Raw genomic sequence first — 25,080 nt, forward strand, 5'->3', positions numbered from 1 at the left:
CTCTACAAAAAATGATCTAGCTCTGATATGTATGATCTGCCGCATAGTTATGGCTATCTACGCCCTTGTTTTGTGTTGTTCGTCACAATTAATGCCTTCGTGGGATGGAAATTAACCGATAGCTGTACATATTAATGGATATGAAACGAAAGATTCGTAGGCTGAATAACGTCAGCTGTGGACGGAAAAGCAGAGGTGCACTGACCTTCAAAACCGTTACTTAGAATAAATATGTGATGAGCACTGTGTTTTGGTAGATGCATTCTGATTTCTAAATTTTCATCCTATTGTGAATTCAGCCGGTGAATAAAAGTTTTATGTGATCTAAGTCGTTAAGAGATGGGGTGAGAGAGGTACTTATGTGCTCTTGATCACCTTGTGTGCGGGAGAGGAGGGTCTACGCCCTAGGGACTCATCCTACTACTCCCTTTAGTTAGGAGGATGTTCTGCTTTTCGTCCGGATGCAGGATATGCCGTAGATAATTCGAAACAGTTATGAGATTTCACTATGAAACCGAGTCAACAAAAGAAGTTTGATAAAGCGCAGTTCCAGGCAGATGTAAAGATGCACCTGACCGCGACCTACGCAACAACCGTAGAGACAGCAAGTCCGAGAGCATGGTATCTGGCAATGGGACGCGCGTTGGCAGAGTTCACCACCTTTGATCTTCTTGAGACAGAAAATGACGCAGCCATTAAAAATGCAAAAAGCGTCAACTACCTTTCTCTTGAGTTTTTGATTGGCCGCCTGACAGGTAACAACCTGATCAGTATGGGGCTATACGAGCAGATTGACGGTGCTATGAAAGAGTTGGGCCAGAGCCTGACCGATCTGCTTGAAGAAGAGCGCGATCCATCATTGGGTAACGGTGGTCTTGGCCGTCTTGCTGCCTGCTTTATGGATTCGTGTGCAGCACAAGAGTTTCCGACAGTAGGTTATGGCCTTCATTATGAATATGGCCTGTTTAAACAGTCTTTTGATCAGTGTCATCAGAAAGAAGCACCGGACGCATGGCGTGGTGTAGAAGGTTATCCGTGGGAAGTTGCCCGCCCTAATCTCGCTCAGACCATTGGTTTTTATGGCCACGTTGAAGTGGTTCATGAAGATGGCAAAGAGAAGCGCCGTTGGGTTCCGGGTATGAGCGTAAAAGCCATGCCTTGGGATATGCCGATTGTCGGCTATGAAAGCAATACGGTTTATCCGCTACGCTTGTGGGAATGTCAGGCGATTGCGCCATTCTCACTGGAAAGCTTTAACAACGGTGATTACTTTGAAGCACAGCACTCGCTGATTGATGCCGGTAACATTACTAAAGTACTTTATCCGAACGACAACCATGAGAAAGGCAAGACCCTTCGTCTGATGCAACAGTATTTCCACAGTGCCGCCTCTATTGCCGATATTCTGCGTCGTCATGAAGAAGCAGGCCATAAGCTGGAAGATTTGGCTAAGTACGAAACTATTCAACTGAATGATACTCACCCGACTATCGCCATTCCTGAGCTGATGCGTGTGCTGGTGGATGAGAAGGAGTGGCATTGGGATGATGCATGGGCACTTTGCTGCAAGACATTCGCTTATACCAACCACACCCTGCTTCCTGAAGCACTAGAGACATGGAGTGAGTCACTGATCCAGCGTCTGCTGCCGCGTCATATGGAGATCATCTACCATATCAACCACCTGTTTATGCAGGAAGTTCGTGCTAAATGGCCGGGTGATGTTGATAAGCAACGTAAGCTGTCAATTATTCAGGAAGGTTTCCACCGTATGGTGCGTATGGCTAACTTGTGTGTGGTGGGTTCATATGCGGTAAACGGTGTGGCGGCACTTCACTCCGAGCTGGTTAAACGCGACCTGTTCCCTGAGTTTAACGAGCTGTATCCGAACAAACTGCAAAACGTGACTAACGGTGTAACACCGCGCCGCTGGCTGAAGTTCTGTAACCCGGGTCTCTCTCAGCTGATTACCGATAAGATCGGCGACAAGTGGCCGGCTGATCTGGATAAGCTGACGGATATCGCTAAATATGCTGACGATGAGAAATTCCAGCAAGAGTACATGGCAGTTAAGAAAGCCAACAAGGTACGTCTTGCTGAATGGGTTCAGGACAACATGGGTATTGAACTGAATACCGATGCTATCTTTGATGTTCAGATTAAGCGTCTGCACGAGTACAAGCGTCAGCACCTGAACCTGCTGCACATTTTGTCTCTGTATCACCGCCTGCTGACTGACCCGTCATTTGATATGGCGCCCCGCGTTGTGTTCTTTGCTGCTAAGGCGGCACCGGGTTATCACCTTGCCAAAGAGATCATCTACGCAACTAACAAGGTTGCAGAGAAGATCAACAGCGACAACCGCGTAAACCACAAACTAAAAGTGGTGTTTATCCCTGACTACCGCGTCAGTATGGCAGAAATCATTATTCCGGCAGCGGACGTTTCTGAGCAGATCTCTACGGCAGGTAAAGAAGCATCAGGTACCGGTAATATGAAGATGGCTCTGAACGGTGCCCTGACCATAGGTACTATGGATGGTGCTAACGTTGAGATCCGTGAAGAAGTGGGTGATGAAAACATCTATATCTTCGGTCTTGAAGTAGAAGGTGTCGAAGCGCTTAGAGCACGTGGCTACAACCCGTTTGATTACTATAACGCCGATCATCTGCTGAAAGCGTCCATGGACTTGTTGCTTGGTGATGAGTTTACTCCGGGTGAGCCGGGCAAACTACGCGCTGTATACGACAGCTTGCTTGACGGCGGTGACCCGTATCTCTGTCTGGCCGATTTCGCCTCTTATGTGAAAGCACACGAAGCGATGGATCAGCAATACCGTGACCAGTCTGGCTGGGCGCGTAAAGCGATTCTTAACACGGCACTGGTCGGTAAGTTCAGCTCCGACCGCTCTATCAGAGATTATGTCAATAACATCTGGAAGCTGGAAGCCGTTAAACGCTAACAGTGTGGATTTAAGCCGGAACTTAGGTTCCGGCTTTACTCAATCCGGTCGCTTTTTGAAAATAACAAAAAAGAGAGCGACCAGATTTGGTCAACACGAACAAAAGCCCTATAAATTTGGAAGGTGGATGGCACCTCCGGAGAAAATAATGAAGCAACAATCAGCATTAAAGCAGGTCGCTGATCTGGCAAAAATTTCAGATAGCTACGTCAGTGCATGGGGAGAACCCGCCAGTGTTGGAGAGGAGACGATTCGACGCTTACTAAGCTCTCTTGGTTATGATACCAGCAGCGATGAAGCGCTGCTTAAATCGGCAGAGAAGAAACATAAGACGGATGTTTTGCCGCCGGTTCTGGTGGTTCGTGACAGCGAACAGCCGATCGAAATTGAGCTGAATCTGGGTGTCAGTGCCCGTGAAAGTGAATTTAGCTGGAAACTGGAAACAGAACAAGGCGCTACTCTGGAGGGCTACCTTCAGTCGCAGATTGTCAGGGATGAGCGTGAAAATGGTGGTCCTCTGGTATTCCAGTTGCCAAAACTGGAGTGGGGCTACCATAAGCTGATTGTAAACCGTAAGCGCCGTAAAACACCTTACGAAATGACACTGATTGTTACTCCGTCGTCTTGTTATAAGCAGGATAAGCTTGAGCAGGGTGGCAAACTGTGGGGGCCGAGTGTGCAGCTTTATACCCTGCGTACACAGCACAACTGGGGTATCGGTGACTTTGGTGATCTGAAGCAGTTGGTTGCAGAAATTGCTTCCCGTGGTGGTGATTTTGTCGGCCTGAACCCGATTCATTCACTATTCCCTGCAAACCCGGAAGGTGCCAGCCCTTACAGCCCGTCTTCCCGTCGCTGGCTGAATGTTCTCTATATTGATGTCAGCTCGGTACCTGAGTTTGTACTGAGTGTAGAAGCACAGCAGATTGTCGGCAACAGTGATTTTCAGCAGCGTTTACATAAGGTACGTGATGCCCATTGGGTGAATTACTCAGAAGTGTCAGAGCTTAAGATGAGTGTACTGCCGCTGTTGTTTGAAGAGTTTAAGACCCGCCATCTGGATAAGATGACCGACAGGGCAAAAGCCTTCCTTGATTTTGTTGAGCAGGGCGGAGACAGCCTGATGCATCAGGCGACATTCGATGCACTACATAGAAAACTGTTTGCTGAAGACGCCTCTGTCTGGGGCTGGCCGGTGTTCCCCGAGAAATATCGTCATTTCCATAATCCGGCTGTTAAGACTTTTATTGAAGAGCACAAAGATGATGTTCAGCTGTATCTGTATTTGCAGTGGATTGCGGACGGACAGATTAATGAAGCTCAGACACTGGCAGAAGAGAAAGGCATGTCAGTAGGCCTGTACCGTGACCTTGCGGTAGGTGTTGCTAACTCCGGCTCAGAAACATGGGCAGATGAAGGCAACCTGATTATGGACGCCAGCATAGGTGCGCCGCCGGATGTTCTGGGGCCGCTGGGACAGAACTGGGGTCTGCCTCCGCTAAACCCGCAGGTGCTTCAGGCGACCGGTTACGATGCTTACATTAAGCTGCTTCGCGCCAATATGAAGCACTGCGGTGCGTTGCGAATTGACCATGTACTGGGCCTGCTGCGTCTGTGGTGGATTCCGCAGGGTGAAGGTGCTAAAGACGGCGCGTATATCTACTATCCGGTAGAAGATATGCTGGCGATTCTGGCGCTGGAATCTCACCGTTATCAGTGTAGTGTCATTGGTGAAGACCTTGGTACGGTTCCTGATGAGATTGTGGAAATTCTGGCCGATGCAGGTGTTCACTCCTACAAGGTGTTCTTCTTCGAAACTGCAGAAGATGGTGGTTACTACTCGCCGAAACACTACACAGAGCAGTCTATGTCTGCCCTTTGTACTCACGATATGCCGACACTGCGTGGCTTCTGGCACTGTGACGATTTGAAAACCGGCAGTGAATTAGGGCTATATCCTGATGAAGAGCAGCTGAAAGGGCTGTTTGATGACCGCCTTAAGTGCAAGCAGGAGATCCTTAATAGTGTTGAGTGGCATGGCTTCCTGCCGGATGGTGTAGGAAGGGACGCTACACTGGTGCCAATGGATCGTTACCTGAGTGAAGCACTGCAGCTTCATCTTGCTGCGGGATCATCTGCCCTGTTGAGTGTTCAGCTTGAGGACTGGCTGGAGATGGACAAGCCGGTCAACATTCCGGGCACCGTTGACGAGTATCCGAACTGGCGCCGTAAGCTGTCGGTAAATCTGGATGATATTTTCGCCAGAGATGAGGTAAACCACATTGCTAAGCGTCTGACAGAAGTGCGCCGACAAGCAAGCAGTAAGTGAGCAGTGTAACTGACTTATAAATCAGTAAAATACCCGCCCCGGCGGGTATTTTTATCTGTTGAAATCCAAATCAGCGGCCAACAGGAAAAATATCGTTTTTTTCTTTATAAAGCAGCGCTTAGGTCATTTAAGTGCCGGGTTTATCGGGGTAATATTAGTGAATTACAGATTAGAACCGCAGAATGGCAAATCGCCGGAGCGTGGATAGCTGATATCAGATTTCAGACCATCCGGTAACAGGGTCAGCTTATTGAAATAAGCACAATGGATGTGTTGTTTTATTTATAGATGTTTCGGGAGACGCCAGTTGAAAAAGAGTAATCTTTCTAAAGAATCAGAACAGTTTTCGCAGTTGGAACAGGCTGCCTGCTCTGATCCGTTTTCATTTTTAGGGCCTTATCACAGGGCCGAAAAGGTTTCACTCAGGGTCTGGATGCCGGGCGCGTGCAAGGTTGAACTTGTCGTCGCGGATGAGCCGAGAGTAGAACTGGAGAAGTTGCAGGATGGTGGTTTTGTCCTTCGTCAGGATCGCGACCTTACTTTTAGCCGTTATAAGTTAGCCGTTGACTGGAAAGGCACAGAGCAGATTATCGATGATCCATACCAGTATCATGCCCTGTATAAAGAGTTTGAAGAACTGCATACCCCGATTCAGATGTTCCACCATATGGGCGCACAGTTTGTTTCCGTTGAGCGTGAAGGTGAGCAGGTTTCCGGTGTTCGTTTTCTTGTTTACGCTCCTCACGCCAGTGCCGTCAGCCTGATTGGTAACTTCAACTACTGGGATGGCCGCAGAACGCCGATGCAGCGGCTGGATTACGGTATCTGGGGTATCTTTATTCCGGGAATGGAAGAAGGTGCCGAGTATAAGTATGAGATAAAAGGCCCGCACGGTGAGAGCCTGCCTCATAAAGCCGACCCTTGGGGCTTCCATGCAGAGCAGCACCCTTCGTTTGCCTCCATTACCTATAACCACGACCGCTACCAGTGGCAGGATAAAGAGTGGCAGAACCGTCCAGTTACCCAAAAGACGAAGCAGGCGTTATCTTTCTATGAGTTGCATGTCGGTTCATGGAAGCGCGATAGCGAAGGTAACTTCTTAGGTTACCGCGACCTTGCTGACCAACTGGTACCTTACCTGACTGAATTGGGTTACACCCATGTTGAGTTAATGCCGATTTCTGAGTATCCGTTCTACGGTTCATGGGGCTATCAGCCGGTAGGTCTGTTTGCGCCAACCAGCCGTTTCGGTACACCCGATGACTTTAAGTATTTTATTGATAAGTGTCATGCCACAGGCATTGGTGTTGTACTGGACTGGGTTCCGGCTCACTTCCCGTCTGACGACCATGGTCTGGCTAACTTTGATGGCACGCCTTTGTTCCACGATCCGGATCCACGCCGTGGCTGGCATCAGGACTGGAACTCCTTTATTTACGATGTCGGCCGTGAGCATGTAAGACGTTTCCTTGTGGCCAATGCCCTGTATTGGTTTAAGCAGTTCCATATTGATGGTATCCGTGTTGATGCGGTGGCCTCTATGCTTTATCTGGATTACTCGCGCAGCCATGACCAATGGATTCCGAACAGTGATGGCGGCAATGAAAATTATGATGCCATTGCCATGTTTAAGTGGGTCAATGAAGAGGTGTATAAGCACTTCCCGAACGCCATGACCATTGCTGAAGAGTCGACGGCATTCCCGGGCGTATCTGCACCAACCTTTATGGGCGGGCTAGGCTTCGGCTTTAAGTGGAATATGGGCTGGATGCATGACAGCCTGAGCTATGTTCAGGAAGATCCGGTACACAGAAAATATCATCACAACACCATTACCTTCCCGCTGATTTATGCTCACAGCGAGAACTATGTGTTGTCTCTTTCCCATGATGAAGTGGTGTATGGCAAACGCTCTATCCATAACAAGATGCCGGGTGATGAGTGGCAGCAGACAGCTAACCTGAGAGCCTATCTTGGTTACATGTACGGTCAGCCGGGCAAAAAGCTGAACTTTATGGGAACAGAGTTTGGTCAGACCGCAGAGTGGAACCATGATGATCAGCTTCAGTGGTTCCTGCTGGCTTATGAACGCCATCAGGGGATCTACGCCCTGACTCGTGACCTGAACTTCCTTTACCGCAATGAACCTGCCCTGCATGAGCTGGATTGTGAGCCGAAAGGGTTTGAGTGGCGTCTGCAGGATGCCAATGACCACAGTATTCTGGCTCATGAGCGCATCAGTGAGTCGGGAGAGAGGATTCTGGTGGTAACCAACTTTACCCCGGTTCCTCACGACTCATTCCGTATCGGTGTGCCTCACAAAGGCAAATACGACTTGCTGCTAAACAGTGATGATGAGCAGTACCACGGTAGCGGTTATGAAGTGATTAAATCGCTGAACAGCGAAGATATTGGAAGTGAAGGTCTGGCTCAGTCGCTGAATCTGCGTATTCCGCCACTGGCAACGGTATTCTATAAGCTAGCTTAATCGCGCTCAGTTTTTTGTTATAAAGTTAAAGCCCCGCAACTTATTGGATAAGCTGCGGGGCTTTCTTTGTTCCAGAGTATGAAATTAGGCTGCTTTTTATCTTAATGGGCATGAAGCCAGAGCTAATTTTCTGCTGTGGTGTAACCTTGTAACAGACATTTTCAGATGTAATTCCTTATGTATTATAGCATGTTACTGTTTGTTCCTATCGGGGTTTAACTTGAGCAACTATGCCACATTAGTTGATCTTCTCATTCAAAATGAGATGAGAGGCATCCAGAACCATGAACGTATCCTGGAGCTAGGTGATACACCCGACCTTCTTGTAGCTGAGTGTGGTTTCCCTCAACTTCCATTCGCCATTAAAGCCAGCACTTTAAGCAAGATATGTTTTGACCATGGTATTGCAACATCCGTTATTAAACGAATTCCTGATATAGTTGCATCCCCAAAGTGCCTTTTTAAATCTGCCAACCCCAACTTTGTGGATTCTGTTGTGGTTCTGACCTTTGAGTTAAAGAATGGAGACCCAATAGTGGTATCTGTCAGGCAGAACATGCAAGCTGGTCGTAAGTTCTATAATTTCGTCACAAGCATGTACCAAAAAGAGGGACAAAACCCAGAGGAAAAATGGAAAGCGAGCAACCTCTTAATATGGGAGGCTCCTTGACACCAAAAAGAATACCACTTACCATGAACACAGATAGGTAATCCCTCACACCAAGCAATTAGAGCTGAAATGTCATATTATCTATCGCAACTTTCAAAAGCCGCTCACTGTAGCGGTTTTTTTACGTTTGCCCAGTGAAGCTGGCAAGCCCCTCATATTCAAGCAGAAAGCCAAGGACAATCAGTTTTTGTTATGGCGAACTTTTGAGCGCTACATCAACGAAAGTGATGAGAGTATAAAAATCCCCACAGTACAGGTAATCAGGGAGGCGACCGTGGTCAGGGCGATAATATTGGCTGCAAGAGAAGAGTTCCCCCCCATGGTTCTGGCCATTACATAGCTGGCTGCGGCAGTAGGTGCGGCACTCATAAAGAAGATCAGCCCTAGTTCCATTCCCCTGAACCCGCCAAACAGTGCTGCTCCGGTGATTAACAGCGGTGCAATCAGCAACTTATTACTGGTGGCAAACCACATGGCGTATTTATCCCCCCTTAGGGAGCGGATATTAAGAGAGCCACCGGTGCAGAGCAGTGCCAGCGGCAACGTCATATTGGCAAAGTACTGGCCGGCATCCAGCACCATTTCAGGTACAGGAATAGATAAGGCGTAGAAAATCAGACCAATCAGAATAGCGATAATCAGCGGGTTGCGGGTAAGGGTTTTCACTATCACTTTAATAGCATGAGCCGCCCCCTGAGTGTTGGCTTCCGAAGACTGGCTCAGGGCTATCACCGCCAGCACATTATAGAGAAGTGTCATGGGTGCCACATAAACCGCAGCTAGTGCAATTCCTGAATCACCATAAGCGTTGGCGACGTAAGCAAGGGCAATAATGGCTGTGTTGGCGCGGTAGCTGCCCTGAATAATCACTCCACGGTCGCGGGCAACTTTAAACCATCGTCTGCTTATCCAGAAAACCGAGATAAAAAACAGCAGGTTGGCAATCAGTCCAAACAGGATAAGCGGGGCACTGCTGGTAAAGTCGTGCTCTGAGCGCACAATGCTCAGAAACAGCAGCGCAGGCAGGGTTATCTGGAAAACAAGCTTTGAGGCTATATCGATAAATTCATCATTAATCAATGAGATTTTCTTAAGAACTACGCCTAGCAAAAGCATCAGGCAGATAGGGCCTGTGATGGAAGCAGAGAACTGTAACTGGCTAAGAAAATCGGACATCTTTTCCTCGTTTATTTTTCCGTACAGATGTTAAATATTTGATATAGTTCTGCCCAGAATAATTAAATTACAACAAAGGGCACTTAAAGTGAGTGAGAAAATCTACTTTAATACGTCAGGAAAGTTCAGCGTCAAACGCAAACTGGTGAATATCACCACAAGGTTACACCATACTCTTGCTCCAAACCATGCAAAAAAAACCGCCAGACAGTTACTGCTGACTCCGGTACGCAGCAAGCCGATTAATCAGGAGCCGCAGGGCCTGCTTAAAGGTGAAGTGGAGACAGGGGAAGGTTTAATCAAAACCTACCAACTAGGTACTGGCCCGGTATGGGTACTTACTCATGGCTGGTCCGGCACTGCAAGCCAGTTTTATCCCCTGATGGAACACATTGCCAGCCGCGGTTTTACCGCACTTGCTTATGATCAGCCGGGGCATGGAAAAAGTGAAGGTGCTTACGGCCATATTCCGGCCTTTGTCGGTTGTCTGGAGAAGGTTCTGGATAGCACAGGCGAGGTTGCAGGCATTGTTGGCCATAGTATGGGGACAGCCTCTGCCCTTGAGTGCCGTCATGCCAAAATTGCCGACTGCCCTATGTTATTGATAGCCCCTGTTCTGGATTATCTGGATAACCTGTTTGGCAGCGTAAGCCGCTCTGGTTACTCGATGAAGTTGTTTCAGGCCGTCGTCGAGGATGTTCAGGAGCAGTATCACTACCCGATTCATGTTATCGACCCGTATGCTCACCTGATGAGCAGAGAAAGCCAGACCTATATTGTTCACGATAAAGCGGACAAATTTACTAAGTTTTCTGTTTCAGAGAAGGCGGCAGGGGAAGGTGAAAAAGTGACTTTGATTGCCACCGAAGGCGAAGGCCACGGCAGAGTAATGAAGTGTCGTCAGGTGATGGAAAGCTTTGACCAACTGACAGGCCATATTCGCTAGAGATTTAAACAGCCAGGGACGGTAAAAACTTTATGATCGAGTTCGGAACACCAGAGTATAAACGAGTCAGCTTTATTATGGCGCTGGGCTCGTTTCTGATTTTCTGTAACTTATATCTTTTCCAGCCGATACTTCCTCAACTGGCATCAGAGTTTGCTATCTCTGCGACACAGGTAAACTGGATATTTGCCGCAACAACGTTAACTTTATCTGTGTCGCTGGTACCGTGGGCGCTGCTTTCAGAAGCGATCGGCCGTAAAAAAGTGTTGCTGGTGGGGTTATTTGTGCCTCCGCTGATTCATCTCGGAATGATGCTGAACTCCGGCTTTTACAGTCTGGTTATTGGCCGTGCCCTGATGGGGATTGCGCTGGCGGCCTTTGCCTCTGTTGCTGTCGCCTATATGGCAGAAGAGATGTCTTCGTCAGCACTTAATCGTGCTGTCGGCGGATATATAGCAGCAAACTCACTGGGCGGTATCTCCGGCCGGATTGCCGGCGGGGTGCTGACAGACTTTTTTAGCTGGCAGGTGGCTGCCATTATTATTGCGGTGCTGACGCTGGCCGGGGCATTTATGGTGTTAAAAGGGTTACCTCAGCAAAGACACTTTAAACCGCAGCGTGGTATGTTTTTTCACCATAATCGTCAGTTGATTCAGCATATCCGTAATCCGCAGGTCTGGTACGCCATGTTAATCGGCGGCTTTAACTTTGCCCTGTTTGTGAACCTGTTTTCTGTTATCGGTTTTCGCTTGTCTGCCGAGCCGTATAACTTACCCTCCAGCCTGACATCCCTTACATTCCTCTGCTATCTGTCCGGAACCCTGAGTTCCCGCTACAGTGGCCAGTGGGCAACAAACCGTCATCCCATCTCTGGTATGGTGTTAGGTAACATAGTGACGATGGCGGGCATGTATCTGGCGTATTTCGAAAGTGTGGCTATGATGCTGGCGGGCCTGCTTTTGATCAGTACCGGCGCGTTTTTTACCCATGCGCTCGCTTATGGCTGGGTGAGCCAGAAAGCCGTTACCGCTAAAGCCACAGCGACGGCACTCTATCTGGTTCACTATTATGTAGGAGGAAGCTTGGGTGGTTTCTTCCTGATTTACTGCTGGCAACACGGTGGCTGGATAATGGTTATCGCTGGTGGTTCACTGCTTTGTTCAGCCATTTTTGCGCTCTGTTTTATGTTAGGCAAACGGCAACAGGCAGATGTAGTTTCACCGCAACAAGGAAAATAAAATGGATGATAAAAAGGTTAGCGAATCTGTTCAGCAGTGGCTGGAGCAGGTGGTAATTGGCCTGAACCTATGCCCGTTTGCAGCCAAACCAAACCGCAACAAACAGATAAAAATTGCTGTATCCCATGCAACCACTGAAGAAGAGCTACTGGAAGATGTATTAAAAGAGCTGCTGACTCTGGATAATTGTCAGGCCAGTGAGCTGGAAACCACGCTATTGGTAGCGCCAGATATGCTGGAAGATTTCTATCACTATAATGCTTTTCTTGACTGGGTTGATGCTTTGATAAAGCAGCAGGAGTGGGAAGGTATCTATCAGATTGCCAGTTTTCACCCCGATTACTGTTTTGCCGGGGCGGATCCTGATGACGCGGAAAACCTGACTAACCGCTCTCCTTATCCTGTAATCCACCTTATCCGGGAAGAGAGTATGGAAAGGGTATTAAAACATCATCCTAATCCGGAGTTGATCCCGGATACCAATATTGAACGGGTCTCCTCCCTGACAGAGCAACAAAAAAGAAAGCTGTTTCCTTATCTGTTCTGATCCTGTACTAAACGCTTTAAACCTGGGCAGATTGCAGGCATAAAAGTATGTTTTTCTGATAGAGTTGTTAATAAAAACTAATCTTATAAATGAGATACTAGTGGCAACATATTGATCTATAATATTAATTCAATCACTTGGAGATCCGCCGGCAGCAACAGCAAAAATTATCCCGTTGACACAATATTCAGGGCTATCTAACGTTAGAAAGGTAAATTGTCTATTCGTTGGGCCACTGATCTTTCAGGTACAAATCTCGTGCAATCTATAAAACATCAATAAAAAGACAAGATTATAGCTGAAAGGTTAACTGCTCTGAACACATAAGAAAAACATCTATGGCTGGTGAAAACAGAATCTATCAAACCGTGACTATTTTTACAGAAAGTAGTCTTCAGTCCTCTTTACTAAAAGATGCGTTAGAGCAGGCGTTAGATATCTCGATAGATATCATACCGGTTAAGCATCTGTCGCTATTAGAGTTCCCTGAGAAGAGGGTTATCGGCGATATTGTTATTGCCGATATGAGTGTTCTTACCGGGGAGCTTCAGCAGGAGTACTTTCTCTGTCAGCAGCACTATTTTGCCGGTAAACCTGAGCTACTGATTAATTGCGACAAAGAGTGTCACTATGCTGACCTGAAAAGCTGGTCTAATCTGGTGGGGGTTTTCTATTCTAGTGATGATATTAAATTGCTCTCCACCGGTATTGGTAAAGTACTTACCGGAGAGATGTGGTTCAGCCGTAAGCTGGCGCAAGAGTATATACAGAACTATCGCAAGAAAAACAGTGCTAAAACATCGTTCGCCTACAATCAGCTTACCAAGCGGGAGCAGCAAATCATTAAGCTGCTGGGTAACGGTGATTCAAATGTTGAGATTGCCGAGAAGCTGTTTATCAGTGAGAATACAGTTAAAACTCATCTGCATAATGTGTTTAAGAAAATCAAAGCCAAAAACCGTCTTCAGGCTTTGATATGGGCGAAAGAAAACATAGGCATTGAAGAGTTGAGCTGAGTTTTTAGGTTTAATAACGAAAAAACCTTGCTCTAGTAAGCAAGGTTTTTTTGCATCTTTATCGCTCTAATCTATCGTTCTAATCGAAGTCGACACCATTCTCTTTATGCAGCCTACGACAGGCTTTACCGTCACTATGGAACAGGTGACAGCGATGGGCGGCCAGACCGATAGAGAACTTTTCACCGGCTTCTACTGACAGAGTATCCGGAGCGCGGTAGATAACATCCGCATCGGCGCTGTCCAGATGCAGATAGATCTGCGTTTCGTTGCCCAGCTTTTCTACAATCTGAATTTCACCTTCAATGGTGGCGTCAGCCTGTCCGGCGTTGAGTAAGTGCTCAGGACGGATACCCAGTGACATGCGCTCGCCTTTGTTCACCGTAGTACCGTCAACGGGAATCCAGAAGGTCTCTCCATTAGAGAGCTGAACCATCACCCTTTCTGCTTCAACGTCTTCAATCTGAACACTCATAAAGTTCATCTTCGGTGAACCGATAAATCCGGCCACAAAGCGGTTGTCCGGATAGTGGTATAACTCAAGCGGTTTACCTACCTGAGCAACATAACCTGCATCCAGAACCACAATTTTGTCCGCCATGGTCATCGCTTCAACCTGATCATGGGTTACATAGATCATGGTGCAGCCCAACTGACGCTGAAGCTTAGTGATCTCGCTACGCATATTAACGCGCAGGGCAGCATCCAGATTCGACAGAGGCTCATCCAGCAGGAAAACCTTAGGCTGAGACACCAGAGTACGGCCGATGGCTACGCGCTGGCGCTGCCCGCCGGAAAGGGCTTTTGGTTGACGGTCAAGCAGGTGTCCAAGCTGCAGGATCTCTGCTGCATGATTAACGCGCTTATCCACTTCTGACTTTTCGGCTTTGGCAAGTTTAAGGCCGAAGGACATGTTGTCATACAGATTAAGGTGAGGGTAAAGGGCGTAGGACTGGAACACCATACCGACTCCGCGCTTAGACGGTTCGACATCGTTCATTCGCTCTTCGCCAATGTAAAGGTCACCAGAGGTGATGTCTTCCAGTCCGGCAATACAACGCAACAGGGTTGATTTACCACAACCAGACGGGCCAACGAAGACAACAAACTCACCCTCATTTATCTCAAGATCAACGTTCTTGGAGATAAGTACGTCGCCATAAGCCTTACTAACATTTTTTAACGTGACGCTTGCCATTTAGCTTGTCCTCGATGCAATTTTTAACTCTGCTGCACGGTTTACCGGCAACAGATTATGAAAGCGGTATAGAAGCGGAAAGAAAAGCATGGGTGACACCGGTGTGAAAACCACCGGCAATCACCCATTTATGCCAATAGAGTCACTGACTTTCCCCCTCACAGAACTGAAAACTCCCCCGTATATAGAAACATTTTGCTTTCAGGCTGTGATCGTCAGTGATACGGCACGGTAAACCAGCAATGATTACGCTACTGGTAAAGGGTTCTTATCACTTACTTCTGAATGGTGACAGTTTCATTTATCTGACTACGCTATACATCATCCTGAAAGAGAGAAATTAAAGGGGGAGCAGGGGGGGAGGAGGCGGAGAGCGTAGTTAAAGCGGTTGCCTGATCCAGTTCAAACTTTATCGGCTGATTAGTGTGATTTAGCTCTCTATAAGCTGTTTTGTGTGAGTTGGGTCACGAGGTGTGTTCGATGTAGATCACGAAATTTCTCACCAGCGTATGGGGCGTAGAAATCGGGATGATGGCGGAACACGGGTTATTTAAGACTATATACAACGAAAATTGGCTTATTAACCCAATGGCCCTACATCTCGGACAAAAGGATATAAACATGAACAAAGCCCTGACAACGGTTGCGGTTTGCACACTGGCTGCAATCGGCTCATTAAGTGCAAACGCTGCTATTGAAGAAGGTCAACTGACTATCTGGATCAATGGTGACAAAGGCTACAACGGCTTAGCGGAAGTGGGTAAACAGTTTGAAGAAGAGACAGGCATTAAAGTGACTGTCGCTCACCCGGATTCACTACAGGATAAGTTCCCTCAGACAGCCGCAACGGGTGATGGTCCGGATATCATGATCTGGGCGCACGACCGTTTTGGTGCTTATGCAGAAGCCGGCCTGTTGACAGAAGTTAAACCTTCCAAAGAAGTTAAAGACGGCATTGTGGACTTTGCCTGGGACGCGGTGACTTACGACGGAAAATATGTCGGTTACCCTGTTGCCATTGAAGCACTTTCTCTTATCTATAACAAAGATTTAGTTGCAAACCCGCCGAAGAACTGGGAAGAGGTTGAAGCACTGAACGCCAAGCTGAAGAAGCAAGGTAAAACCGCCATTATGTGGAACCTGAAAGAACCATACTTCACATGGCCGTTGATGGCGGCTGATGGTGGTTATGCGTTCAAACATGGTGCAAACGGTTATGACGTTAAGGATGCCGGTATCGCAAACAGCGGTGTTAAGGCGTCGATGAACTTTGTTAAAAGCCTGGTTGATAAGGGCGTTATCTCTTCAGATATGGACTACTCCGTTTCAGAATCAGAGTTCAACAAAGGTAACACAGCCATGACCATCAATGGTCCCTGGGCGTGGGGTAACGTAGAAAAGTCGGGTATCAACTATGGCGTGACTACTCTGCCTAAGTTCAACGGTCAGGTGTCTAAGCCATTTGTTGGTGTGCTTACTGCCGGTATCAGCACTGCATCACCAAATCAGGATCTGGCGGTTGAGTTTATTGAAAACTATCTGCTGACTAACGATGGTCTGCGCAAGGTTAACGATGACAAACCACTGGGTGCTGTTGCTCTGAACTCGTTCCAGCAAGAGCTGGATAAAGATCAACGTATTGCAGCAACCATGGATAACGCTATGAACGGTGAAATCATGCCGAACATTCCGCAAATGGGGGCCTTCTGGGGCTCGGCGAAAACCGCCATTATCAATATCGTTGATGGCCGTCAGAGTGTTGATTCAGCACTGGCCGATGCTGAGAAGCAGATGACCAAGTAACAGGTCGCTTTAGTAAGTTAGTAACACCTTTTGAGGAGGGGGTAACCCCTCCTTATTTAAAAATAATTACCGCTAGCAGGTTAGTTTATGCAGTCAGTTCAAGGGGACAGTGCCGCAGCACCGGGCACATTACCGGCCAGTCAGAAAGTGTTTATTAAGTGGGCACTACTGGCGACCATTGGTATCGTAAATGGTTATGCCGCTATCTTAATGTATTCTCGTGGTGAGCTCGCCTTTGCGATCCTTACCATTGTATTAACGGCTCTGGCTCTGTTTATTTTTGGTAGTAAGAAAACCTACGCACACCGTTATATCTATCCGGGTATTGCCGGAATGATTCTGTTTATTATCTTCCCTCTCGCCTATACCGTTGGTCTGGCCTTTACCAACTACAGTGCCAAAAATCAGCTTTCTCTTGAACGGGCGCAGTCGGTATTACTGGACAGAACCTACCAGAGTGGTGAGAGCTATCCTTTCTCCCTGTATAAAACCGCCAATGGTCACCGTATTGTCATTTCTGACGGAGATCAGCTGCTTGCGACCAGAGAATTCAGCCTGAATGGCTTTGCTGAAAACGATTTGGATCTTTCTCCTGTGCCAGAAGTTCAGGGTGAAAAAGAGAAGATAAAAACCATTATTAAAAACCGTAGCTCGCTGGGTAATGTTGATCTGCATATGCCGGGCGGAAATGATATCCGCATGAGCGGGTTGCGTAAGTTTGCTTCTGTTGTTGCCCTGTACAGCTTACAGGATGACGGCACGACACTGATTAATAACAACACAGGCGAAACTCTGAAGCCGAATATGGATGTCGGTTTTTATCAGCCAGTAGATGAAACGGGCAAGTTTACTGGTAAGACGGTTTCTCCCGGTTTCATTGTAAATATCTCGACGGCTAACTTTGAACGTGTCTGGAAAGATGAAGGCATTAAAGAACCGTTTATCTCCATTTTTATCTGGACAGTGGTGTTTTCTGCCCTGACGGTTGGCCTGACTCTGATGATTGGTCTGGTGCTGGCCAGCGTGGTTCAGTGGGAAGAGCTTAAAGGGCGTTCAGTCTATCGTGTGTTGTTGATTTTGCCCTACGCAGTGCCGGCCTTTATCTCCATTCTGATCTTTAAAGGTCTGTTTAACCAGAGCTTCGGTGAGATCAACATGGTACTTGAAGCTATTTTTGGTATCAGTCCGAACTGGTTTTCTGACCCTGTTCTGGCAAGAACCATGGTGGTAACGGTAAACACATGGCTTGGCTTCCCGTATATGATGATTCTTTGTATGGGTCTGCTTAAGGCGATACCGGAAGATCTTTATGAAGCTTCAGCCATTGACGGTGCCGGGCCTCTGAAAAACTTCACCAAAATTACCCTTCCGCTAATGATTAAGCCGCTGACACCATTATTGATTGCCTGCTTTGCCTTTAACTTCAATAACTTTGTCATGATTTATCTGTTGACCAGTGGTGGCCCGAATATGATTGGCACCAGCGAGCCGGCCGGTTATACGGATCTATTGGTGAGCTATACCTACCGCATCGCCTTTGAAGGTACCGGCGGTCAGGACTTTGGTCTGGCAAGTGCCGTGGCAACCATGATCTTCCTGCTGGTTGGTGCATTAGCACTGCTGAACCTGCGCTTTACTAAACTTTCTCAGGACTAAGGAGCAATACTATGGCTATGGTACAAGGTAAAAACCTTAAATACCGTGTGTGGGCAACGCATATTGCTCTGTGGATCTTTTTGTCGCTGATTATCTTCCCGCTGCTGATGGTGGTCGCTATCTCTTTCAGGGAAGGTAACTTTGCTACCGGTAGTATTATTCCGGAGAACCCTTCCCTTGAGCACTGGAAACTAGCACTGGGCTTCTCTGTCACCAATGCAGACGGCAGTGTGACTCCTCCGCCGTTTCCTGTGCTGACATGGTTGTGGAACACGGTAAAAATTGCCGCTATCTCTTCAGTATTTATTGTCGTACTATCGACCACATCGGCATACGCGTTTGCCCGTATGCGTTTTGGCGGTAAGAACACCATTCTGAAAGCCATGATGATCTTCCAGATGTTCCCTGCGGTACTGGCGCTGGTGGCTATGTATGCCCTGTTCGACAAGTTGGGTCAGTATGTGCCGTTCCTCGGCCTGAACACCCATGGCGGCCTGATTTTCTCTTATTTAGGGGGAATCGCCCTGCATGTCTGGACCATCAAAGGCTACTTTGAAACCATTGACTCTTCACTGGAAGAAGCGGCTGCGCTGGACGGTGCAACGCCATGGCAGGCATTCAGGTTAGTACTGTTGCCGTTGTCTGTGCCGATTCTGGCGGTAGTGTTTATTCTGGCCTTTATCACTGCGGTTGGTGAGGTACCTGTGGCATCGCTGTTGCTGTCTGATGTGGACAAGTACACACTGGCAGTAGGTATGCAACAATATCTCTACCCGCAGAACTACTTGTGGGGTGATTTTGCCGCCGCGGCTGTGTTATCCGCTGTTCCTATCACTATAGTGTTCCTGTTGGCTCAGCGCTGGCTGGTGGGCGGACTTACCGCGGGTGGCGTGAAAGGTTAAACGAAAAACAGCGACCAGATGGTCGCTGTTTTTTTACATGAGACAAATCAGAATTCCCGGCTGGAAGGGGCACATCCTACATACTGCATAATCAGGTAAATGCTCTCTTCCTGCATGGCAACTTTGCGAAATAGGTCAGCAAACACCATATCACCACCAAAGCAGGTGTGGATGTAATGGTTGATTTCACTTGGCGCATAGCCTTCAGTTGAAAGCTCCCGCACCCACTGATACTCAACAGAATCGGGGTTACCAATTGTTGCATCACTTAGTGTGATACGCGGACGTTCCTTAATCAAAACTCTTCCTGCCAGACTTCGTTTCTAATGCTATTTAGTATGTATATACATTGAGCATACAAAACTAAAATAACAGCATGACGAATTAATGACAGAAAAATGAAATATCGATGTCGGACAAATTATATGTGATTACATGCCTACTTCAGCATCTTCACATGCATCTCCATCTCTTCACCGATCTCTTTACGCATATTCATCAGCTTAATGGCTGAGTCACGCAGCTTAATGTCTTCCTCTGTTTGTGGCTGCCACTGAGGGACTTTAGTCGGCTTACCGTTGGCATCCACCGCCACCATAATGACGATACAGTGGGTGGTCAGAACCTTATTAAGCTCTTTAGGATCACTGGCCTGAACATCCAACGCAATATGCATAGAAGAGTTGCCGGTATAAATAACTTTGGCGCTTACCTCCACCAGATTACCCACATGGATAGGGGCGACAAAACGGATTCCGCCGGCATAAGCAGTAATACAGTACTTGCCACTCCAGCCCGCAGCGCAGGCATAGGCCGCAAGGTCGATCCATTTCATTACCGCTCCGCCATGTACTTTACCGCCAAAGTTGACATCGGCCGGTTCAGCCAGAAATCTCAGGGTTATATCTCTTTGTTGTTCTGACATTTTTACTTCCTTTGTATGGGCTAACTTTCTGTTAAGTATCTGTTAAAAAACGTTTCAGCTCAATTGCCTTCTTCCAAGATTTATTTGTTATTAGTGGAGTGCTTACATTATTACCCGAGCAGGTTTACGATTTATATGTTCATCAAAAGCTTAACTCTGCTAAATCAAACAGAATGATTGTCTGGCAGGGGTTTAGTTGGCACAATCTCATCTAATACTTCTGTTTGTAAAATCATTATGCGAATTCTTCATACGTCAGACTGGCATCTGGGTCAGAACTTTTTTAATAAAAGCCGCAGAAAAGAGCACCAGCAATTTATTGACTGGCTGCTGTTGCAGGTTGAAAAGCAACAGATCGATGCGGTGATTATTGCTGGTGATATCTTTGATTCCGGCACACCGCCAAGTTATGCCAGAGAGATGTATAACCAGTTTGTGGTTGATATCAGCCAGCGGGGTTGTGAGCTGGTGATTCTGGGCGGAAACCACGACTCTGTTGCTACACTAAATGAGTCCAAACCTTTGGTATCTTGTCTGAATGCCCATGTGATTGCCAACACCAGCGATGAGCTCGATGAACAGATTATCTGTCTGAAAAAGCGCAATGGTGACGTCGGTGCACTCTTATGCGCCGTGCCTTTTGTCCGGGCAAGAGATGTAATGAAAAGCAGCGCTGGCAGTTCGGGAACCGAGAAACAGAAGCAATTAGGTGATGCAATAAAGAGCCACTACCACAGCCTGTATAGCCGTGCTGAAGAGCTGCGTCAGCAGCTGGATAAAGAGCTGCCAATTATTGCTACCGGCCACCTGACGGCGATGGGAGTAACCAAAGCCGATTCAGAAAGAGATATTTATATAGGGACACTGGACGGCTTTGCTGCCGATGGTTTCCCGCCGGCAGATTACATTGCTTTAGGCCATATACACAGGCCACAAATCGTGGCTAAGCAGCCCAATATTCGTTATTGCGGCTCACCTATCCCTCTTAGCTTTGATGAACTGAAGTCAACTAAGCAGGTGGTGATGGTGGATTTCAAGCCGCAAAATCAGCCGGAAATTACCCCGATTGATGTGCCTATGTTTCAGAAAATGGAGTCTTTAAAGGGAAGTCTCGAGCAAATTGAACAACAGCTCTCCGCATATCAGCACCTTGAACAAGATAAAAGTGTCTGGCTGGCCATTGAAGTAGAAATTCAGGACTTCCTCTCTGATCTACAACAGAAAATTCAGACGCTGACTGAGCCGCTAAACGTCGAAGTTTTGCAGCTTCGCAGGGCGAGAGGTCAGGCACAAAAGAGCCTGAAACGGGAACAGCAGGAGACCCTTTCTGAACTGACTCCTTATGAAGTGTTTGAGAAACGCCTATCGCAGGAGAGCTTTGAAACCGACGACGAAAAGCAGCGCTTAAGCAGGATCAGAACCCGCTTTAATCAGCTTGTGTCGGGGCTGGATGACAAGGAGCAGGTGTAATGAAAATTCTTAGCCTGAGATTTTTAAACCTTAACTCCCTGAAAGGGGAGTGGAAAATCGACTTTACTCAGTCTCCTTTTTCCGACAATGGCTTGTTTGCCATTACCGGCCCGACCGGAGCAGGTAAAACTACTATTCTGGACGCTATCTGCGTTGCCCTTTATCAGGAAACCCCGCGTCTGGATGTGATATCTGCCACCAATAATGAGTTGATGACCCGTGGTACCGCCGAATGTCTGTCTGAAGTTGAGTTCGAGGTGAAGGGTAAAGCTTATCGAGCCTTCTGGTCGATGAAAAGAGCCCGCGGCAAGGTAGACGGAAAACTGCAACCGGCAACGGTTGAGTTGGCAGAAGTTGAGTCAGGTAAAGTGCTGGCTAATCAGGTGAAAAAGAAGAACGAACTGATAAAAGCCATCACAGGTCTGGATTTTGGCCGCTTTACTAAGTCTATGTTGCTGTCACAAGGGCAGTTTGCCGCATTTCTTAATGCCAGAGAGGCAGAACGGGCGGAGCTGCTGGAGGAGCTGACGGGCACCGAGATCTATAGCCAGATTTCCCAGAGAGTTCATGAAGAATTTAGCCAGAGCAAATCTGCCTTAGCGGAGCTAGAAGCTCAGGCGAAAGGGGTGCAGTTACTTAGTGAGGAGCAAGTTGCAGAGCTTAATCAGCAAATGGTGCAGGTGGAGAAAGATCAGACCCAGCATAAGCAGCAGCTGGAGCAACTAACTGCTAACCTGAACTGGCATACGGAACTGGAAAAGCAGAACAGTGCGGTAGAGGGCGCCAGACAGGATCTTTCTCAGGCCGAACAGGCTATACAAAAGGCAGAACCGGAATTGAAGAGACTGGCGGCCAATGAGCCGGCTGAACAGATCCGTACCCCATACCAGCTATTACAGCAGGCAGAGGCAGAATACAAACTGCTGCAAAGCCAACTGGCAGATAAGCAATCCCTTCTTCAGCAAGCAGCTGAACAGCTTGATATTAAAGAGAAGCAGGCACAGCAGTCAGATGAAGAATTAAAGCAGGCTAAACAGCAGCAAAGCCAGCTTGAGCAACTGATTAATCAGCAGGTTATTCCGCTGGATGGCGAGATTAAGCTGGAAAACAGCCAGCTACAAACTCTGCAGAAAAGGGCGGCTGAGTATAACGAAGAACTGACCGGTATCAGTGATCTCAACGTCCGCACGGAAAAGAATAAGCAGGATGTTGAGAAGCAAATTAGCGATGTTGTTGCTTATCAGAGTCAGCACAAACAAGACGCCGGACTAAGCCGAAATATCGAAAAATGGGCGGAACAACTGAATCAGTTGAACCAGTTAGATGAGTCACTGAGCCAACTGGCAGAGAAAACGGTTAAGGCAGAAGCAGAACTTCAGCAGCAGAGCAATAGAATTGCAGAGCTGGAGAAGGCTGAACAGCAGCAGAAAAAAGTGCTGTCAGATAAACAGGCTCTGCTGGCTGAGAGTGAGAAAAGTCTGGCCGGATTAAAAACCGGTTATGGTATTGATGAAAGCCTGCCACAACTGGAAAACCGGCTGACTCATCTTAACCAGACTATCGCCACTGTGCAGAGTTTACATACCTTGCAAACCAACTGGCTGGGCTATGAGCAAGAGAGAAAGCAGAAGCAGAGTTATTTGCAATCCAGTGTGACTGAAAAGCAGACTCTTGAGCAGCAGAGACAGCATCTGGTGGATCGTTACCGGCAGCAGAGTAGTCTGGTGAAAACCCTGGATGAGCTGCTGAAAAAAGAGCAGCAACTGCTTGAGCAGGAACAAGTGTTGGCGGTGTACAGAAGCCAGCTGCAGGATGATGTGCCGTGCCCTCTCTGTGGTGGGTTAGATCATCCGTTGGCTGCTGGTGCACAACCGGTAACGGCTTCTCAGACAGAGCAACAGAAGCAGCAGGCAGAACAGGAGCTTGCGGCCATTGAGCAGCAGGGCAAAGAGGTCAAGCAGCAACTGGATACCTTGTTGCGTACCGTTACTGACGAGCAGAACCGGGTTAACTGGCTTGAGCAGCAGCAAGGCGATCTGGTTAATAGCTGGCAGGAGAGTGCTGCACAGCTAGAGTACCCTCAGGCAATTAGTGAAGTAGAAGCTCTTAGGCAGTTCGCCCTGCAACAAGAGTCGGAGCGTAACAAACTGTCTGAATTTGCTGTGAAGTATCGTCAGGCAGAAGAGATGCTCGGTAAGATTCACAATGAACTGACCGAACTTCAGAGAAGTGCTCATGAATCAGAATCTGCGCTTAAACTGGCTATACAGCAACTGGAACATGAGCAGAAAAGCCTGTCAGCACATAAAGGACAGAGCCAGCAGACAGAGCAGGAAAAACAGTCCCGTCAGCAGGAGCTTATTGCCGGCATTACCGCTTGCGGATATCAGCTTGAGCCGCAGCAGAACCTGTCACACTGGCTTTATGCCAAGCGACAGGATATGGCGCTGTGGAATGAGAAAGAGCAGCAACTCAATGGCTTGAAAACGGAGCTGACGGCACTGAACTCCAACTTGTCAGTTCAGGCAGGCCGGATTAATGAACTGCATCATTTTGTTGCTGAGAGCGGTAAAAAACGTTCAGAGCAGCAGAGTAAATTGGCAGAACTCTATGAGCGCCGTCAGGAACTGTTTGGCGAGCGGGTTGTTGAAACTGAGCGGGCACAGGCAGAGAGAGAGACCAGAACAGCAGAAAAGGCTCAGCTCGATAATCAGCAGCAGATGCAGCAGGTTAATCAGCAGAAAAAGGGCCTTGAAGGTGAGTGCATTGCATTGCAATCCAGCCTTGATTCAGCCGGTAAAAAACAGCAGCAGAGTCAACAGGAGTGGCAGCAGAAGCTGGCAGACAGCCCGTTTAGTGATGGAGAGTCGTTTAAACTGGCGCTGCTTGAGCCACAAGAGAAGCATCAGTTAACGGATCTGAAACAGACTCTTGAGCATGCACTTTCCAACGCAAAAACTCTGTTTGCGTCAGCAGAACAACTACAGCAGACGTTACTGTCGGATCCACAGGCAGATGCCTATCGTCAGAGTAGCAAAGAGCAACTGACAGAAGATACTACGGTGCTTAAACAGACCATTGAGAGTAACGCGAAGCGTCAGGGTGAGCTGGAAAACGAAATCAGCTCCGATAAAAAGCGCCGCGAAGAGCAGAGTGCTCTGTTTAGTCAGATCCAACAGGAGAGAGAGCAGTTTGAGGATATCCACTACTTGCACTCGTTAATTGGCTCAGGTAGCGGTGATAAGTTCCGCAAGTTTGCTCAGGGGCTGACGCTGGATAACTTGGTCTACTTAGCTAATCAGCAGCTTGAACGACTGCATGGCCGCTATCAATTGAAGCGCAGCGAGAGTGAGGGGCTGGAGCTGTCGGTTCTCGATACATGGCAGGCAGACGTAGTGAGGGATACCAAAACCTTGTCTGGCGGTGAGAGCTTTCTGGTGAGTCTCGCACTGGCGCTGGGATTGTCTGATCTGGTCAGCCACAAGACCAGTATCGACTCCCTGTTTCTCGATGAAGGTTTTGGCACGTTGGACAGTGAAACTCTGGATCTGGCCCTTGATGCCCTTGATAGCCTGAACGCGTCCGGCAAAATGATTGGTGTGATAAGCCATATCGAAGCCATGAAGGACAGAATACCGGTGCAGTTAAAAGTGAAGAAGAAGGCTGGTCTCGGGGTAAGTGAACTTGAGCCTGCTTATCGTTTTAGCGCGGTTTAACGGTAATGTCTGAAGCAGGGCAGTGCCCTGCTTTTTAG

17 protein-coding genes are annotated in these 25,080 nt (G+C 47.8%); 13 read left to right on the forward strand and 4 right to left on the reverse strand.

Annotated features, from left to right (window positions below; all coding sequences use genetic code 11):
• The first annotated feature begins 508 nt into the window (after window positions 1-508).
• The 4 genes from PK654_RS17315 to PK654_RS17330 all read left to right on the forward strand — a co-directional run bounded on the left by PK654_RS17315 (window position 509) and on the right by PK654_RS17330 (window position 8,449).
• A complete protein-coding gene (locus PK654_RS17315; RefSeq protein ID WP_271700272.1) occupies window positions 509-2,962 on the forward strand; it encodes a glycogen/starch/alpha-glucan phosphorylase in 2,454 nt (817 codons plus the stop codon).
• A gap of 148 nt (window positions 2,963-3,110) precedes the next feature.
• The gene (malQ, locus tag PK654_RS17320; protein ID WP_271700274.1) at window positions 3,111-5,291 is read left to right on the forward strand and encodes a 4-alpha-glucanotransferase; all 2,181 of its coding nucleotides are present in this window, start codon (window positions 3,111-3,113) and stop codon (window positions 5,289-5,291) included.
• 307 nt (window positions 5,292-5,598) lie between these two features.
• Entirely contained in the window at window positions 5,599-7,779 is a 2,181-nt protein-coding gene (gene glgB / locus PK654_RS17325) for a 1,4-alpha-glucan branching protein GlgB (protein WP_271700275.1), read from the forward strand.
• A gap of 220 nt (window positions 7,780-7,999) precedes the next feature.
• A complete protein-coding gene (locus PK654_RS17330; protein WP_271700277.1) occupies window positions 8,000-8,449 on the forward strand; it encodes a MuF-C-terminal domain-containing protein in 450 nt (149 codons plus the stop codon).
• Between the two features lie 210 nt (window positions 8,450-8,659).
• Here PK654_RS17330 and PK654_RS17335 read toward each other — a convergent pair whose 3' ends face one another.
• The gene (locus PK654_RS17335; protein ID WP_271700279.1) at window positions 8,660-9,625 is read right to left on the reverse strand and encodes an AEC family transporter; all 966 of its coding nucleotides are present in this window, start codon (window positions 9,623-9,625) and stop codon (window positions 8,660-8,662) included.
• A gap of 88 nt (window positions 9,626-9,713) precedes the next feature.
• On the opposite strand from PK654_RS17335, the gene PK654_RS17340 reads away from it, so the two are divergent.
• From PK654_RS17340 to PK654_RS17355, 4 genes are all read left to right on the forward strand, one after another.
• The gene (locus PK654_RS17340; RefSeq protein WP_271700280.1) at window positions 9,714-10,571 is read left to right on the forward strand and encodes an alpha/beta hydrolase; all 858 of its coding nucleotides are present in this window, start codon (window positions 9,714-9,716) and stop codon (window positions 10,569-10,571) included.
• A 32-nt stretch (window positions 10,572-10,603) separates the two neighbouring features.
• The gene (locus PK654_RS17345; protein ID WP_271700281.1) at window positions 10,604-11,809 is read left to right on the forward strand and encodes an MFS transporter; all 1,206 of its coding nucleotides are present in this window, start codon (window positions 10,604-10,606) and stop codon (window positions 11,807-11,809) included.
• Between the two features lies 1 nt (window position 11,810).
• On the forward strand, window positions 11,811-12,356 hold the full coding sequence (locus tag PK654_RS17350; RefSeq protein ID WP_271700282.1) for a DUF1415 domain-containing protein: 546 nt from the start codon (window positions 11,811-11,813) through the stop codon (window positions 12,354-12,356).
• A gap of 338 nt (window positions 12,357-12,694) precedes the next feature.
• Complete coding sequence (locus PK654_RS17355; RefSeq protein WP_271700284.1) at window positions 12,695-13,372, forward strand: LuxR C-terminal-related transcriptional regulator; 678 nt, start codon at window positions 12,695-12,697, stop codon at window positions 13,370-13,372.
• A gap of 79 nt (window positions 13,373-13,451) precedes the next feature.
• On the opposite strand, the gene malK is transcribed toward PK654_RS17355, so the two are convergent.
• Window positions 13,452-14,570, reverse strand: coding sequence for a maltose/maltodextrin ABC transporter ATP-binding protein MalK (malK, locus tag PK654_RS17360; RefSeq protein ID WP_271700286.1), 1,119 nt, complete (start codon window positions 14,568-14,570; stop codon window positions 13,452-13,454).
• Between the two features lie 621 nt (window positions 14,571-15,191).
• Here malK and malE point away from each other — a divergent pair.
• The 3 genes from malE to malG all read left to right on the forward strand — a co-directional run bounded on the left by malE (window position 15,192) and on the right by malG (window position 18,931).
• A complete protein-coding gene (gene malE / locus PK654_RS17365; RefSeq protein WP_271700287.1) occupies window positions 15,192-16,373 on the forward strand; it encodes a maltose/maltodextrin ABC transporter substrate-binding protein MalE in 1,182 nt (393 codons plus the stop codon).
• Between the two features lie 87 nt (window positions 16,374-16,460).
• Complete coding sequence (malF, locus tag PK654_RS17370; RefSeq protein ID WP_271700288.1) at window positions 16,461-18,029, forward strand: maltose ABC transporter permease MalF; 1,569 nt, start codon at window positions 16,461-16,463, stop codon at window positions 18,027-18,029.
• Between the two features lie 11 nt (window positions 18,030-18,040).
• Entirely contained in the window at window positions 18,041-18,931 is an 891-nt protein-coding gene (gene malG, locus PK654_RS17375; protein ID WP_271700290.1) for a maltose ABC transporter permease MalG, read from the forward strand.
• Window positions 18,932-18,978: 47 nt separating this feature from the next.
• Here malG and PK654_RS17380 read toward each other — a convergent pair whose 3' ends face one another.
• Together PK654_RS17380 and PK654_RS17385 are read right to left on the reverse strand one after the other, a co-directional pair.
• Entirely contained in the window at window positions 18,979-19,230 is a 252-nt protein-coding gene (locus PK654_RS17380) for a hypothetical protein (RefSeq protein ID WP_271700291.1), read from the reverse strand.
• A gap of 140 nt (window positions 19,231-19,370) precedes the next feature.
• Entirely contained in the window at window positions 19,371-19,856 is a 486-nt protein-coding gene (locus PK654_RS17385) for an acyl-CoA thioesterase (RefSeq protein ID WP_271700293.1), read from the reverse strand.
• A gap of 237 nt (window positions 19,857-20,093) precedes the next feature.
• Here PK654_RS17385 and sbcD point away from each other — a divergent pair, with 237 nt between their 5' ends.
• Together sbcD and PK654_RS17395 are read left to right on the forward strand one after the other, a co-directional pair.
• Window positions 20,094-21,326 carry an exonuclease subunit SbcD gene (gene sbcD / locus PK654_RS17390; protein ID WP_271700295.1) on the forward strand — a complete coding sequence of 411 codons (1,233 nt, stop codon included), beginning with the start codon at window positions 20,094-20,096 and terminating at the stop codon, window positions 21,324-21,326.
• Window positions 21,326-25,042, forward strand: coding sequence for an SbcC/MukB-like Walker B domain-containing protein (locus PK654_RS17395; RefSeq protein ID WP_271700297.1), 3,717 nt, complete (start codon window positions 21,326-21,328; stop codon window positions 25,040-25,042). Before sbcD ends, PK654_RS17395 begins: the two co-directional genes overlap by 1 nt.
• The last annotated feature ends 38 nt before the right edge of the window (window positions 25,043-25,080 follow it).

The sequence above is a fragment of the Vibrio sp. SCSIO 43137 genome, from assembly GCF_028201475.1.
GTDB lineage: Bacteria > Pseudomonadota > Gammaproteobacteria > Enterobacterales > Vibrionaceae > Vibrio.

Excerpts from the sequence above, each read along its gene's own strand:
- malK (WP_271700286.1), bottom strand. The coding sequence starts at position 14,570 with ATGGCAAGCGTCACGTTAAAAAATGTTAGTAAGGCTTATGGCGACGTA.
- PK654_RS17350 (WP_271700282.1), top strand. The coding sequence starts at position 11,811 with ATGGATGATAAAAAGGTTAGCGAATCTGTTCAGCAGTGGCTGGAGCAG.
- PK654_RS17335 (WP_271700279.1), bottom strand. The coding sequence starts at position 9,625 with ATGTCCGATTTTCTTAGCCAGTTACAGTTCTCTGCTTCCATCACAGGC.
- malQ (WP_271700274.1), top strand. The coding sequence starts at position 3,111 with ATGAAGCAACAATCAGCATTAAAGCAGGTCGCTGATCTGGCAAAAATT.
- PK654_RS17355 (WP_271700284.1), top strand. The coding sequence starts at position 12,695 with ATGGCTGGTGAAAACAGAATCTATCAAACCGTGACTATTTTTACAGAA.
- sbcD (WP_271700295.1), top strand. The coding sequence starts at position 20,094 with ATGCGAATTCTTCATACGTCAGACTGGCATCTGGGTCAGAACTTTTTT.
- malG (WP_271700290.1), top strand. The coding sequence starts at position 18,041 with ATGGCTATGGTACAAGGTAAAAACCTTAAATACCGTGTGTGGGCAACG.
- PK654_RS17315 (WP_271700272.1), top strand. The coding sequence starts at position 509 with ATGAAACCGAGTCAACAAAAGAAGTTTGATAAAGCGCAGTTCCAGGCA.
- malE (WP_271700287.1), top strand. The coding sequence starts at position 15,192 with ATGAACAAAGCCCTGACAACGGTTGCGGTTTGCACACTGGCTGCAATC.
- PK654_RS17395 (WP_271700297.1), top strand. The coding sequence starts at position 21,326 with ATGAAAATTCTTAGCCTGAGATTTTTAAACCTTAACTCCCTGAAAGGG.
- PK654_RS17345 (WP_271700281.1), top strand. The coding sequence starts at position 10,604 with ATGATCGAGTTCGGAACACCAGAGTATAAACGAGTCAGCTTTATTATG.
- malF (WP_271700288.1), top strand. The coding sequence starts at position 16,461 with ATGCAGTCAGTTCAAGGGGACAGTGCCGCAGCACCGGGCACATTACCG.
- PK654_RS17385 (WP_271700293.1), bottom strand. The coding sequence starts at position 19,856 with ATGTCAGAACAACAAAGAGATATAACCCTGAGATTTCTGGCTGAACCG.